The sequence below is a fragment of the Bacillus sp. FJAT-45350 genome (genome assembly GCF_002335805.1).
GTDB lineage: Bacteria > Bacillota > Bacilli > Bacillales > NISU01 > FJAT-45350.
The window spans coordinates 1,049,801-1,062,577 of the sequence record NZ_NISU01000001.1 but is presented as its reverse complement, the minus strand read 5'-3'; the positions used below and the strand labels follow the sequence as shown (position 1 = coordinate 1,062,577).

At 37.0% G+C, this 12,777-nt stretch carries 14 protein-coding genes; 1 reads left to right on the top strand and 13 read right to left on the bottom strand.

Going from position 1 to position 12,777, the window contains the following annotated elements; all coding sequences use genetic code 11:
* Nucleotides 1-124 precede the first annotated feature (124 nt).
* From CD003_RS05310 to CD003_RS05265, 10 genes are all read right to left on the bottom strand, one after another.
* Nucleotides 125-1,615 carry a potassium/proton antiporter gene (locus CD003_RS05310; protein ID WP_096199916.1) on the bottom strand — a complete coding sequence of 497 codons (1,491 nt, stop codon included), beginning with the start codon at nt 1,613-1,615 and terminating at the stop codon, nt 125-127.
* A 27-nt stretch (nt 1,616-1,642) separates the two neighbouring features.
* Nucleotides 1,643-2,206 carry a tyrosine-type recombinase/integrase gene (locus CD003_RS05305; RefSeq protein WP_096199914.1) on the bottom strand — a complete coding sequence of 188 codons (564 nt, stop codon included), beginning with the start codon at nt 2,204-2,206 and terminating at the stop codon, nt 1,643-1,645.
* A gap of 286 nt (nt 2,207-2,492) precedes the next feature.
* Nucleotides 2,493-3,491, bottom strand: coding sequence for a DUF3231 family protein (locus CD003_RS05300; protein WP_096199913.1), 999 nt, complete (start codon nt 3,489-3,491; stop codon nt 2,493-2,495).
* A gap of 160 nt (nt 3,492-3,651) precedes the next feature.
* Complete coding sequence (locus CD003_RS05295) at nt 3,652-4,446, bottom strand: ABC transporter permease (protein WP_096202259.1); 795 nt, start codon at nt 4,444-4,446, stop codon at nt 3,652-3,654.
* Between the two features lie 44 nt (nt 4,447-4,490).
* Nucleotides 4,491-5,501 carry an ATP-binding cassette domain-containing protein gene (locus tag CD003_RS05290; protein ID WP_096199911.1) on the bottom strand — a complete coding sequence of 337 codons (1,011 nt, stop codon included), beginning with the start codon at nt 5,499-5,501 and terminating at the stop codon, nt 4,491-4,493.
* Nucleotides 5,502-5,682: 181 nt separating this feature from the next.
* Entirely contained in the window at nt 5,683-6,297 is a 615-nt protein-coding gene (locus CD003_RS05285; protein ID WP_096199909.1) for a response regulator transcription factor, read from the bottom strand.
* 53 nt (nt 6,298-6,350) lie between these two features.
* Nucleotides 6,351-7,466, bottom strand: a complete 1,116-nt coding sequence (locus CD003_RS05280; protein WP_096199907.1) for a sensor histidine kinase — start codon at nt 7,464-7,466, stop codon at nt 6,351-6,353.
* Nucleotides 7,467-7,534: 68 nt separating this feature from the next.
* Complete coding sequence (locus CD003_RS05275) at nt 7,535-8,221, bottom strand: ABC transporter permease (protein ID WP_096199905.1); 687 nt, start codon at nt 8,219-8,221, stop codon at nt 7,535-7,537.
* Nucleotides 8,218-8,952 carry an ABC transporter permease gene (locus CD003_RS05270; protein WP_096199903.1) on the bottom strand — a complete coding sequence of 245 codons (735 nt, stop codon included), beginning with the start codon at nt 8,950-8,952 and terminating at the stop codon, nt 8,218-8,220. Before CD003_RS05270 ends, CD003_RS05275 begins: the two co-directional genes overlap by 4 nt.
* A gap of 3 nt (nt 8,953-8,955) precedes the next feature.
* Nucleotides 8,956-9,900 carry an ABC transporter ATP-binding protein gene (locus tag CD003_RS05265; protein WP_096199901.1) on the bottom strand — a complete coding sequence of 315 codons (945 nt, stop codon included), beginning with the start codon at nt 9,898-9,900 and terminating at the stop codon, nt 8,956-8,958.
* A 398-nt stretch (nt 9,901-10,298) separates the two neighbouring features.
* Between CD003_RS05265 and CD003_RS05260 the strand changes: the two genes are divergently transcribed.
* Nucleotides 10,299-10,574 (top strand): DUF1292 domain-containing protein, encoded by a 276-nt coding sequence (locus tag CD003_RS05260; protein WP_096199899.1) that lies wholly within the window; start codon nt 10,299-10,301, stop codon nt 10,572-10,574.
* Between the two features lie 70 nt (nt 10,575-10,644).
* Here the strand turns inward: CD003_RS05260 and CD003_RS05255 are convergent, their stop codons facing one another.
* The 3 genes from CD003_RS05255 to CD003_RS05245 are packed head-to-tail and all read right to left on the bottom strand — an operon-like array spanning nt 10,645 to nt 12,774.
* A complete protein-coding gene (locus CD003_RS05255; RefSeq protein ID WP_096199897.1) occupies nt 10,645-11,226 on the bottom strand; it encodes a GNAT family N-acetyltransferase in 582 nt (193 codons plus the stop codon).
* A 47-nt stretch (nt 11,227-11,273) separates the two neighbouring features.
* The gene (locus tag CD003_RS05250) at nt 11,274-11,726 is read right to left on the bottom strand and encodes a flavodoxin domain-containing protein (protein WP_096199896.1); all 453 of its coding nucleotides are present in this window, start codon (nt 11,724-11,726) and stop codon (nt 11,274-11,276) included.
* A gap of 1 nt (nt 11,727) precedes the next feature.
* Nucleotides 11,728-12,774 (bottom strand): ribonucleotide-diphosphate reductase subunit beta, encoded by a 1,047-nt coding sequence (locus tag CD003_RS05245; protein WP_096199894.1) that lies wholly within the window; start codon nt 12,772-12,774, stop codon nt 11,728-11,730.
* Nucleotides 12,775-12,777 lie beyond the last annotated feature (3 nt).

The window sequence follows — 12,777 nt, the reverse complement described above, 5'->3', positions numbered from 1 at the left end:
CATACGTATCACTACATAATAAAATATATCTTACTTTAGTAGTTGAAGAATCGCTACCCGTTTTTTAAAGTATACTCTCCCAAAACTGAACCCGTTAATAAATAAGCTGCTCTTTCCTACTTAGTTAATTCGATTGATTACTATTTTCCTTACCACTATTTAAAAAGCTCTTCAATTCTTTTTTTCTTTTCTTTGATACAAGAATATAAAGTATATCTCCAGACTTTATATTTGTATCTCCTTGAGGGGTTATTAAATCTCCCGAACGAATAATCGCACTAATTAGAACATCTTTAGGGAAGTTAATATCTTTTAAAAATTTGCCTTTAATAACAGACTGTTCATTCACCACAAATTCAATAATTTCAGCGTTAGCTTTGCCGATAGAAACCAGTTCTAACGAATGAGGAGTTTCAACTTTGTTTGGACCATTTAATCCTAATTTTTCTGCAATAATGGAAATCGTTGACCCTTGAATTAATGCTGATGTTAATACTACGAAAAACACAACATTAAAGAACAATTGACTATTTTCAAGTCCCATTGTCATCGGAAACGTTGCAAGTACGATTGGAACCGCGCCTTTTAATCCAGCCCAAGATAGAAATACTTTTTCTTTTAAATCATATCCCATTCTCATCGTCGAAAGGAAAACAGCAACAGGACGAGCAACGAAAATTAATATAATAGAAAGCAAGAGACCTTTAATTATAATATCAAATGATACCAATTGTGCAGGAAATACTAATAAACCAAGAATGATAAACATGAGTATCTGCATCATCCATGCAAAGCCTTCATTGAATCTAAAAATTGAGTGTCGATATGTTAAGTCTTGATTACCAATGACCAGTGCCGCTATATAAACAGCTAGTAAACCACTAGCTCCGATTAAATCTGTCAGGCTATACGTGAGTAAGGCAAAGGCAAGAGCGAAGATAGGATAAAGACCACTTGAATCTAAATTTATTTTATTGATAGCATAACTAGCAAAACGTCCTAATAGATACCCCATTAACAATCCAATTCCCATTTGCCAAATAAATGAGCCTAATAGTAAATAATAGACTGGTTGATCAATTGTCATCAATTCTATCAGGGATAACGTTAAAAACACCGCCATCGGGTCATTCGTACCTGACTCCGCTTCAAGAGTTGAACTAAGTTTATTCCGTATATTCTGACCTTTTAATACAGCAAAAATGGCGGCTGCATCCGTTGAACCAACAATAGCACCAAATAAGAATCCTTCTAGCCAAGTAACATCAAATATAAGTTTAGCCGCTACCGCAACAACTATCGTAGTTATTAAAACCCCTAAAGTTGCTAACGTTAAGGAAGGTACCGCTACGGATTTTACAGATGACCACTTTGTTTGCATGCCACCTTCAAACAAGATAATAACTAAGGCAAATATTCCAATTAACTGAGCTAGTTTCGGATTATCGAAGTGAATAAAGCCTAAACCGTCACTCCCCATTACCATCCCAACCAATAAGAATAATACTAGGGCTGGAACCCCTAAGCGAGTTGAGAACTTTGTAGTTAAAACACCTATAATCAATAGTAAAGCTGCAAGTAAAATAAAATAATCTATGTTTATTTGTTCTAACACCTATTCTGTCTCCTCCACTTCCATACTTTATAAGTTCACATCAATTTTTGCATGAAAAGATTCCTCTTTAGTAATGCCAATATACTTCAGTGTTTCAGCACGAGTTGAATGATTAAATACCCTTTGTAATAATGAAATAGCTATACCTTTTTGATAGGCATGATAGCCAAACGTTTTTCTTAATGTATGTGTACCAACCTTTTCGGCAATACCCACTTCTCTAGCAACATTATTGATAATGCGATAGGCTTGCTGTCGAGTGATTGGAAGGTTGTTTTTCTTTGATTTAAAAAGGTAATCTTCGTTATTTAATTCTGCCTCTTTTATATATTCTTGTAAGGCGATTTTTACCTTTTTATTAATATAAAAGTGCTTACCGTCAATATGCTTCTCTTCGTTCAAAACATAATATTCATTTACAATATCATCATCAAAAACATCATGTACCTTAATATTTAGTAAATGACTTACGAGCATTCCTGTGTTGATACCAAAAACAAAAAATAAATAGTCTCTTCTGGACTTATTTTTAAGGATAGCTTTTATATCATCTATCATTTTAATGTCCTTGATAGGCTCTACATACTCCATAAGTTCACCTCGATATAGTTACTTAACTATAACAATAACATATACTATGTAACATTACTTGTAATTTGCTTTATATTGTATAAACAGTACACAAAATTTGTTAGACTCAAATGCTAACTTCTATAAGTTAAATGCTGTTTGTTCTACCCTTTCTTATTACTTCAACAACAGTAGGAACTGCCATTAAGCTTTCATTTATCCACAGTATAAATATTTTTTAATTTTAGACTAAGCCATAAAAAAAGAGCTGAACATCATTCGCGTTCAACTCCAATGTGATGTACCTCTATGGATTTATTCTGTCTTGTTGTGGTGGCTGTTCAAGCCAATGATTTTCTATCATTAACTTTTCTGCCTTTTTGGATATCTTCGATGTATCATTTATCAAATCCATATAGTGCCTTTTTAAATCATTTCTCATGCTCGTCGCCATTGATGTAGCATAATCAGTAAGCCCAGCTGCCGATAAAACAGTTATTTCATACATCATCAGCCTATCTGAAAACGGGGGATGAGAAGAACTAAACACTTGAGTTTCAGATGGCATTGGTGCTGATAATTGACTTCCTGTTAAAAATTGAGTTAGGGAATTGACTATTCCTTCAGATAACTGCCCTGCATTTTCCATAAATTCTCTAACTTCCTTTATATCTGCTGTTTGGGCAAATCCTTTTGTTAATGCACTAGCTATTACATTAGCTTCGATATTAGCAAATACATGAGATATTTCAATTGAATTTAAGTATCGTTGGTCACTAAATAAATCAATTCCATTTAGGTAATCGTTATCTTCAATAAAGTCGGATTTTTTCGGTGGGTCAATAAATGGCGGTCTTGTATAAAGCCCTTTTTCTAACAACAAATCACTTACTTCATTAAATATCGTGGTTCCCTTAGATAAACAGTCTTCAAAATGTTCTCTAACATCTTTACGTGTGGACATTGTAAACATTAATCCGCAAGAGGCTACCATCGCTCTTGATAAGTTCTTTATAAACATTAAAGAAAATGAGTCAGAAAAAAGGCGAGGTGCATTCACATCAACGTCATGGGTACTAAAAGCTGTTGGAATAGGAACTTGTTCCGACTGTAATAACTGTTGACAAGATTCCTTGCTATTATTAATTTTTTGATAAGTATTTTTAAGAGTATTTAATATATCAGAGTCTTCAGCTTTCGCTATAAAATACTCTAAAATACAAATACTATGTGTGTGATTGATATAGGCATTCCACAATGATGCCATTTCTGATGAAGTGATTTTTACAGCTTCGTGAGAACTCATGAATATAAAACTCCAATCCAATTAGGTAATTTTGTCCTATTTTTTCCCTAATACAATATAACTATACTCCTCCATAAAAAGTTGATATATCAAACGAAAACAAGCGTACCATATTATTGCTGGTACGCTCTTTCTCTTTCTATTGCTATTTGCGTTTCCTTTACTTTTTATTTCTATATAAATACATTGTAATTGGTGCAAAAATAACGGTTATGATGACGGAAACAATGAGTACCAATCCGACTTCTTCAAATGTCGCCGTCCCATGCATCAAACCTCGCGTTGCTGTCACAAGAAGGGAAATCGGATTGACCTCTACAAACGCTTCTAGCCATGTTGGCAATGTTCTCGGATCAACGAAAACGTTACTTACAAACGTTAACGGAAACAAGACCAACATACTAACTCCCATAAGTGATTTTTCTGAACGAAGAATTAAACCGAGTGTCGTCCATATCCAAGAAAGACTGAATGAGAACAGAAGCAATACCCCGACTCCCGACAACACTCCTACTGCACCACCTTCAGGCCTGAAGCCCATGAGAAGACCTAGAGAAATCATAATGGCAGCCGCTACTGTGTAACGTACCGCATCCACTAGTAACATCCCGACAAGAACAGAAGGACCCCATATCGGTAAGGAGCGAAAACGGTCAAAGACCCCCTTCGTAATGTCGTTGTTTAGCTCGATTCCCGTGTACATCGTAATTGTAATAACCGTCATCGCTAGAATACCTGGAAGAAGGAACTGTAAATAGTCACTCGTAGATCCAGCAATGGCACCACCGAACAAATAAGTAAACATGAGTAGAAACATGATTGGAAAAGCAGTTACGTCCAACATTTGTTCAGGTACATATTTGATTTTTAATAGTGCTCGCCAACCAAATGTAAGCGAAGTGGATACTCCATTTGGTTTAGAAGGACGTTCACGAGAGGATAATGCACTCTTCATAGCCTCATCCACTTCAAACTCATTCGTTCTATTTGGAGTTGAATTCACTCTACTTCCCCCTTTCCTTCGATTGTTTGTTTATTTTCCTCACTAGAATCATCTTCAGCCGGCCTTCCCGTCAAGGTTAAAAATACTTCATCAAGACTTGGCTGTCCAAGTGAAAAATCAGTGACTTTAATATTTGAGCGGACTAATTCTCCAAGTGCATGTGTGACACGTTCAGTATCAGATACTTGTGCAAACAGAGCTGATGGTTCAGATGCCAATTGTATTTGTACATCAAGTTCCTCAGTTAATATCTCAGCTGCCTCTGATCTCTGTTCAGGATCAAAGAGGCGAACATGTAGTTTGCCTGTACCTACTGATGCTTTTAGTTCACCACTCGTCCCTTCTGCAATAATTTTCCCTTGGTCAATAACTGCAATTCGATCCGCGAGTTGATCGGCTTCTTCAAGGTATTGTGTTGTTAATAATACAGTTGTACCCGTACTAACTAGCACTCTAATGATATCCCATACTTGATTGCGGCTACGGGGATCAAGTCCTGTTGTCGGTTCATCAAGAAAAAGTAATTCTGGAGAAACAACAATACTTGCCGCAATATCAATCCGACGCTTCATTCCCCCAGAGTAATTCTTCACTTGAAGCTTGGCTGCATCCTTTAAACCAAAAGCAGTTAGTAATTCGATCGCTCGCTCTTTTGCTTGTCGTCTCGAGTAACCTAAAAGGCGTCCAATCAGAATTAGATTCTCCATCCCTGAAAGGTCTCCATCTACTGAAGCAAATTGTCCAGTTAAGCTTACTTTTTTACGTACCTCATTTGATTCTTCTACAAGATCGTGACCAAGTATGTTAGCACTCCCAGCATCAGGACGTGTTAACGTCGCCAACATCCGAACAGTTGTTGTCTTCCCTGCTCCATTTGGTCCTAAAAATCCATACACTGTCCCTTTAGCTACGGCTAAATCAACACCGTCTACCGCACGTTTATTTCCAAATACTTTAACAAGACCCTTTGCTTCAATAGCCAATTCATGATTGCTCTTATTCCTCATATTTAGATAGCCCCCTATCCTTCAAAATACTAATTGAATTGGTCCATAATTTCTTCATACCACAATTTCGTTTCATTAACGTCTCTTATTCAAAATAGAAGAATACCGCTAGTACTAGCAATGCAGAACCAATGACTTCCATATCCAATCCCCCTCTCCACAAATCATATTCCAATGGCAGTTATATATTGTTATTTTTTAAATAATAGATGGCTAACTGAGTTCGGTCCCGAAGCTGTAGTTTTTCTAAAATGACAGAAAGCGTATTGCGTACAGTCCCTTCACTGATATAAAGCTGATCGGCTATTTCCCGGTTGGAAAGGCCCTCCGCTACTAATCCTGCAATATCTTTTTCCCTAGGCGTTAATTGCTCCAGCTCTTCCCTGTTAGTTGGCTCGGTGAGTTGTTTTAACACATCTGCATCTAATACTCTGGAGCCCGACATGAGGGCGCGTATCTGTTGAGCCATACTAGTAACCTCGATTGATTTAATTAAATAACCTGCCGCTCCTGCTAGGAGGGCTAATCGTATATTTTTTTCATCCTTAAACGTAGTTAACATCATCACATGAACTTCTGGCCAGTCTAATTTAATTTGCCTCGTCGCTCGAATCCCGTCCATGACAGGCATTTGGATATCCATTAAAACAACGTTTGGCAATTCTGTACGACAGGCTGTGATTGCCTCGGCACCATTATTGGCGGTACCAATGACTTCCATGTCTTTTTCACGGGATAGGAGGACTTTCAAGCTTTTACAAACTAAAGCATCATCGTCAACGACTAATATCTTCATAATTGAAACCTCCCTTGGTGCAAAGTCGCTGAAAAAGTGTGATTTTCACTTTTTCAGCAGCTTCCTTGGTGCTGATTTTCTATAGGTAGGACACAGATTAATAAGAATCCATCGGTAGTGTCGAACGATATACTCCCACCTACAGCCTTTGCTCGGTGGCGAAGGTTTCTTAGACCTATTCCTGTTCCTTTACCATTTTGATCCTTATTCATTCCATCATTAAAGACGGATAACCTTAGAATGTGGGGATTGATATCAAAAGAAACTTCCACCTTTGTTGGTTTTGCGTGCCGAATAGTATTTGTTAAGGCTTCCTTTAATGTGGGATAGAGTATACTCCATAAGTGTGCAGGTACTTTGGATGTGTCACCAAAAACTTGGAACTGCACCGGACACAGTGAAAATTGTTCACTAATTTCTTGTAATTCTTCAATTCCCAAATCCTTCATTGGTTTTAAGTTATGTACAGTTTCTCTTAAGTAGACAGCGCTTTTAGAAAGACGGTTCTGTGCTTGAGAGAACATTTCTTTTGCTTCAGGGTCCCCTTCCTTCCACAGTTGCTCAAAGGCTTGCAATGCTAGGACGGATGCTGTTAACTCATGCCCTACATCATCATGTAACTGCTGTGCAATTCGGTTTCTTTCTGCCAGCTCAGCCATTCGTGCCCCTTGAGCATTTGCTAACAAGAGCTCTTCTTTTAGGTTTTCCAATTCATAGCGGTCTCTTCGTTGTCGATCCCCTTCCTTCTGATAATTCTTCGTTTCCTCGGCCCAGCCATCAAGGATCGCCCCGGACAATCCCGCAAGGATGAATACGGCTATAAGAACGATGGAAGTGTCAGAATAGATAATGGCAAAAATGATTGTCGGTAGAGCAAACCAGGACTGTCTTTTGTGCAAGCTTTCAAAAACAGGAATTGCTAACGCAAAAGCGGCAAACGGCCAGTATGTGATGGTAATTAAGCATGCGGCCTGATCAATGAGGACGGTCCATCCTGGCAATTGAAATCTCCAACGAGCTAGTGCCATAATTGCAAGAAACAAGAGAAGGATTACTCCTCCTTCACCCCCGTTGCCTTGAAGCCACAGTACGCAAAGTAAAAGTAATCCTAAAACGCGCCAAAGAATAGTCGCTGATTTTGAAGTCCAGTATTCCCATTTATTATTCATACGTACACACGTCCTTATATCTACTATCTCTATCATAACAAATTAGTTTAACTAATAATCCGATAAAGCTATGTGAGCCTCCTTCTGCTACCTACTAATAGGAAGGCAATACAGAAGAGAAACATCACCACTAATGGGGTAATCAGGTCCTTTGTTGGTGCCCCATAAGCTACTAAAATAGTTCCTTCCGCTACCCAATAAGTTGGCAAAAGCATAACTGCACGCTGTAGCAATTCTGGCATAATTTCCACAGGCCACATGACTCCTCCTAGCATTGCCATGAGGATAATGACTCCTCCTAGAATACTGAATGCTGCTTCTTTGTTACGGAATAAAGAATACCAGGTTAAAGAGAAACCTAACGAAGTCGTAGAAAAAACAGTATAGATAAGTAGAAATAAGATTGGAGACGGTAAATTTTCCCCATGAACGATAACTCCTAGTGTAACGAACACCACATTTACGGAGGTCAAGATAATTGAGTAGGCTAACAAGTTTTTCCATAAATATTGAAAATGGGTAATGGGTGCTACACTTACCCGTAAAAGCGTCTTATTGGCACGGTCTTCTAAGATGATTCCCCCAAGCCGAGCTGCAAGAAACAACAATAAAATACTATAATATTGAAAACCTAACGGAATCGGAGGCCATTCTCCTATAGGGAGAAATACAGCTCCTATTGGAAGGACGAGTAAAAAGAAAATATTTGATTTTTTTCGAAAAAAACGTTTAAAAACAAAGGTAAATATGGTCATACAAGCTTCCGCCTTCCAAAATACGCTGCTGACATTGCCAAAACAATAGATAATCCTATTAAAATCACAAAGCTGATGATTGCTTTATCAATATTTTCACCTGTTATTGTGCCAAAAATCATGTTTTGCCCAAGGGAAAACGGATTACTGTAAGTCGAAATAAAACGGAAAAATGCACTATCTGGCAATGGAAACCACACCTCTGCAACCATGAGGCACGCGAGGCCAAATCCTGTCCCTAATCGCTCAGCAGTTTTATAATTTTTCACTCCTAAAACAAAGTTGATAAATACAAGTTGAATAAGAGTCGAAACAACCATAAGAGTGAGTAATACAAACCCAAAATTCCCCCAGTGAACATCATAAACAAAGTGGGTGTAAATAACAATTACAAAACTCTGTAGCACATTAAAAAGGGCACTGGAAATTAAAATCGAATAAGCATGTGTATGAGCTTGATATGGCAGGGAGTACATTCTCCATTTCATAGTAGACATGAGGTCTCCCTTTATATATTCCATTGTATAAAATCCACCAAACATGAGAAAGGCAAAAACCATTGTAACGGCAACCTCATCCTTCATTGGTATGCCGAGAGGTTCACTCACTGCACCGTCAGCTATCAACCCTAAAACTGTGATTAATGCGATTGGAGTTACTAGTAGAATAGCCATTCCTATATAATTTCTGAGCATGCGGCGAAGGATGAAATAACTAGATCTCAAAATCATTATTTATTCCTCCCCTCCATCACGTAGACGTTTCCCAGTAAGTGTTAAGAATACATCTTCTAAGGTTGGTTTTTCTGCTGAAACAGAGTGAATTCCACCAAAGTCCCTGGCAATGAAAAGAGCACGGTCCAGGTTTCCTGCCCCTACTTGGGAAATGATATGAATTTCCTTACCGCTTTGGAAAACTTGTTTTACCCCATCCAACTTACGAAGTTTTTCTAATAAGAGCTCGGTTGGTTCTGCAACCTCCATATTAATTTTTTCTTCATGTTGAATTTTTTTTACTAACTCATTGATTGTTCCCTCGGCAATGATATGTCCTTGGTCCATAATAACAACACGCGAGGCAAGGCTTTGAACTTCTTCCATGTAATGGGTCGTATACAGAATTGTTGTCCCTTGCTCATTCAATCGTTTAATTGTTTCTAATATATGGTTCCTGGATTGGGGATCAATCCCTACTGTTGGTTCATCCATTATAAGGAACTTCGGTCTATGAACGAGGGCACAGGCGATGTTTAATCTTCTTTGCATTCCTCCAGAAAATTTCGTAGGAAGCTTTCGGGCGTGTTCCGAGAGTCCAACAAATTCCAACGTATCATCTATTTGTTTATTTAATTTATCTCCCTTTAAACCATATATACCTCCAAAAAACTCTAGGTTTTCTCTTGCACTTAAGTCTGTAAAAACGGTGATATCTTGTGTTACCAGTCCGATTTGCTTCTTTATTTCTAGTAAATTAGATTGCTGTTCCTTGCCAAATACAGTGATATCCCCAGAATCGAAGCCAATAATCCCTGCTAAAGCATGAATTAAGGTCGTTTTACCGGCACCATTCGGACCTAATAAACCGAGGATTTCCCCTTCTCCAATATCTAGTTCCACATTATCAAGAGCCAAATGAGCCCCGTATCTTTTCACTATATTTTTCATATGAACAATTGCCATACAACATCCTCCTTGAATTTCTTCTTATTATCATCATAATTGTTTCTTCTATAATTGGAGTAGTTACAAATGTAATGATTAGATCACTAACGGAGTGTGTGATTATATCTCCTCAAACTTTTTCATCGTACAAACGAACAAAAAGAAACTAACTAAAAAATATATGCAAAAAAAGATATGTTAAAGGTACGTCTATAATATTTTTAACTATTCAACACTTAGAAATCCCTTTAGTGTTCCTTTACATTGGTAGAGTTATAGTAGTTTCCAACATTACCCTGTAAACCATTCATTCTGCTTTAACCCCCAAATTCAATTTTCGAGGTTTAAATTAATGCATATGAGAAGATAATGATTGAGACTAAGACATTCACTATAAATGATAGGAGCTGTACATTATGGAAAAAGTCGAAATAGGCGAAGTTTTTACAATTGGTGATGAAAATGATGAGGAACAAGAAGTTGAGGTTTTAGCTGCCTTAACAATTGATAATATCGACTATGTAGCGGTAAGTTTTGTGGAAGATTTGAAAGTAGAGAACGATGAAGGCATTGATCTTTTCTTTTTAAAAGTTGATAATGACGGTGATTTAACTGCGATCGAGAGCGACGAAGAATTTGATAAGGTATCTGCGGCATTTGATAAAGAATTGGATGACATTGAAGGCGAATAAATACTGAGTGTTAACAATAGTAATGGTGTCCCAAAGGTGAAAAAAGACCTTTTGGGACACCGAAACAAACTTAAAATATTGAATTCAGATTTGCTATTCTCATAAATTCATTAACCTGGTCAGGGGTGATTTTTTCTCCAAACCTCGCCATTAAAAAATTATGCTGATACTGGGCAATATCTGGTTCATCTGTGATTGTTTCTTTAAACCCACCTGTATGTAAAACACCTTTCAATAACTCCTTATATGTTTCAATATTTCCTTCCACCATCTTTAAATCCCAATGCCAGGCATATTCTAATGATAAAATGATGTAGTTCTCTAAGGATTTATCTTCAAGTATGCCATTTACAACCTTTTTTGCGATACCCTGTCCACGATATGGTGGTGCGACCTCAAGTACTCCAAGTATTCTTATATAATCTAAGTAACTCCACCGTTCATTTTCCTCAGGATGAACAATGAGTGTATAACCAGCAATGGTACGATTATCAATAGCAATACACATTGTCCCCTCATTTTTTATTATTTGAGTCAACGCTTTTTGCTGCTCTTCTGCCTCTCTAAAACGATTTAACAATGGGTGAAATTCACAGTGGTTTAAATAATACCTTACATTTTCTACGTCAGTAATAATTTTAATAGAATTCATCGATAATTCTCCTTTATGGATAGAAAAGGAAGTAATCCTTACTCCATTCAATATGCACCGAGCTTTGCATCGCACCGTTGTAAGAACAAGTCCACGAATTTTCTACAACGGTGCATATCTTTTTCTTGATGCGATAATTCTACCTTTAACGTTACAGCCAGTTCTGTTTGAACAAACAACATATCCCGAAATCGGTCTACAGCCCCACAATAATTAGGATAAAAACGATCACCAGTACCAAATACCCCCGTTGGTACAGGTCGCAAATCCTTTCTTTCAATAGCTTCATAAAGAGGTTCCATTTCTTGAGGGATATTCCCGTCTCCCCATGTATACGTACCAATGACAATACCATCATATTGGTCAATGTTTGATAGTTGAAACTCTTGAATTGGATGCAAGGATACACACGAAGTAACTTCTCTAAACAATTGGTAAATGATTGTACTTAGCTCGCGTGTATTTCCAGTAATTGACGTATAAATGATCGCTACTTTCATTTTATAATTCATCAAATCCGTTCGAATGGCTGACTTTTGTATAGGTTCTTGATTTTTGTTCAAAGAAATCTGACTTCGTATCATTCATCATTTCATCACTAAATATATGAATCCAAGGCATTGGATTGTCACGCTCTTCAAAGTAATTTGCTAACCCTAACTGACGAAATCGCTTGTTAGCTAAATATTCCACATAGTGATCAAATTCTGATAAATCAATACCTTCTATGTCTAATAGGATGATATGAGCCCATTCTTTTTCTAGCTCTACAGCATGTGCGATAGTTTGATAGATATATTGCCTATTCTCCTCATTATTCAGCTCAGGGTTTTCAGACAATAAAATCCTAATAAATTGAGAAATAAAATACGCATGTTGCATTTCATCTCGTTGAATATAACTAATCATTGTACTTGTTTTAAGCATCTTTTGCTGTCGAGCAAGATGATAGAAAAAGGCAAAGCCAGCATAAAAATAAATACCTTCTAAATTAATTGAGTTTACACATAGATATAACAAGTTTTTCAAATTCGGGTTAAGACGAAATGCTTCATAAGATTCTAAAATCAGTTCATTACGTTTTTGTACTAATGGATCATCTTTTGCTTGATTAAAACGTTCAATTTGCTCATCTAAAGGGACGAGAGAACTTAATATATAAGAATAAGATTCATTGTGGACCGCTTCTTGCTGTGAAATAACAGCAAATATTGCTTTAAAGCTAGGATCTGTCACATAGTCCATCACATGAGTCATCGTTGGTGTCTGAAGACTATCAAGTGATGCTAATTGTGTGTTAATTCTCAAAAATGTATCTTGCTCTTTCGATGATAATTGATTCCATTGTTTAATATCATCTTGCATATTAATTTCTTGTGCCTTCCAAAAGTTGGATAATAACACATGATAGAAATCATACATTTGTGGATACGCAATATCGTTCCAATTTAATATCCCTGATGACCGACCATTTACAATTCCTGTTGATCTATTTGGATACTCTGTGTTTAGTAATTTAATTTTTGTTAAAGCGTTTTGTCCATTCATCGT

Bases quoted from the DNA above. Each gene is read 5' to 3' on its own strand.
- CD003_RS05300 (WP_096199913.1), bottom strand. From the start codon at position 3,491: ATGAGTTCTCACGAAGCTGTAAAAATCACTTCATCAGAAATGGCATCA.
- CD003_RS05245 (WP_096199894.1), bottom strand. From the start codon at position 12,774: ATGAATGGACAAAACGCTTTAACAAAAATTAAATTACTAAACACAGAG.
- CD003_RS05260 (WP_096199899.1), top strand. From the start codon at position 10,299: ATGGAAAAAGTCGAAATAGGCGAAGTTTTTACAATTGGTGATGAAAAT.
- CD003_RS05295 (WP_096202259.1), bottom strand. From the start codon at position 4,446: ATGAAGAGTGCATTATCCTCTCGTGAACGTCCTTCTAAACCAAATGGA.
- CD003_RS05270 (WP_096199903.1), bottom strand. From the start codon at position 8,952: ATGATTTTGAGATCTAGTTATTTCATCCTTCGCCGCATGCTCAGAAAT.
- CD003_RS05305 (WP_096199914.1), bottom strand. From the start codon at position 2,206: ATGGAGTATGTAGAGCCTATCAAGGACATTAAAATGATAGATGATATA.
- CD003_RS05275 (WP_096199905.1), bottom strand. From the start codon at position 8,221: ATGACCATATTTACCTTTGTTTTTAAACGTTTTTTTCGAAAAAAATCA.
- CD003_RS05250 (WP_096199896.1), bottom strand. From the start codon at position 11,726: ATGAAAGTAGCGATCATTTATACGTCAATTACTGGAAATACACGCGAG.
- CD003_RS05255 (WP_096199897.1), bottom strand. From the start codon at position 11,226: ATGAATTCTATTAAAATTATTACTGACGTAGAAAATGTAAGGTATTAT.
- CD003_RS05265 (WP_096199901.1), bottom strand. From the start codon at position 9,900: ATGGCAATTGTTCATATGAAAAATATAGTGAAAAGATACGGGGCTCAT.
- CD003_RS05285 (WP_096199909.1), bottom strand. From the start codon at position 6,297: ATGAAGATATTAGTCGTTGACGATGATGCTTTAGTTTGTAAAAGCTTG.
- CD003_RS05280 (WP_096199907.1), bottom strand. From the start codon at position 7,466: ATGAATAATAAATGGGAATACTGGACTTCAAAATCAGCGACTATTCTT.
- CD003_RS05290 (WP_096199911.1), bottom strand. From the start codon at position 5,501: ATGAGGAATAAGAGCAATCATGAATTGGCTATTGAAGCAAAGGGTCTT.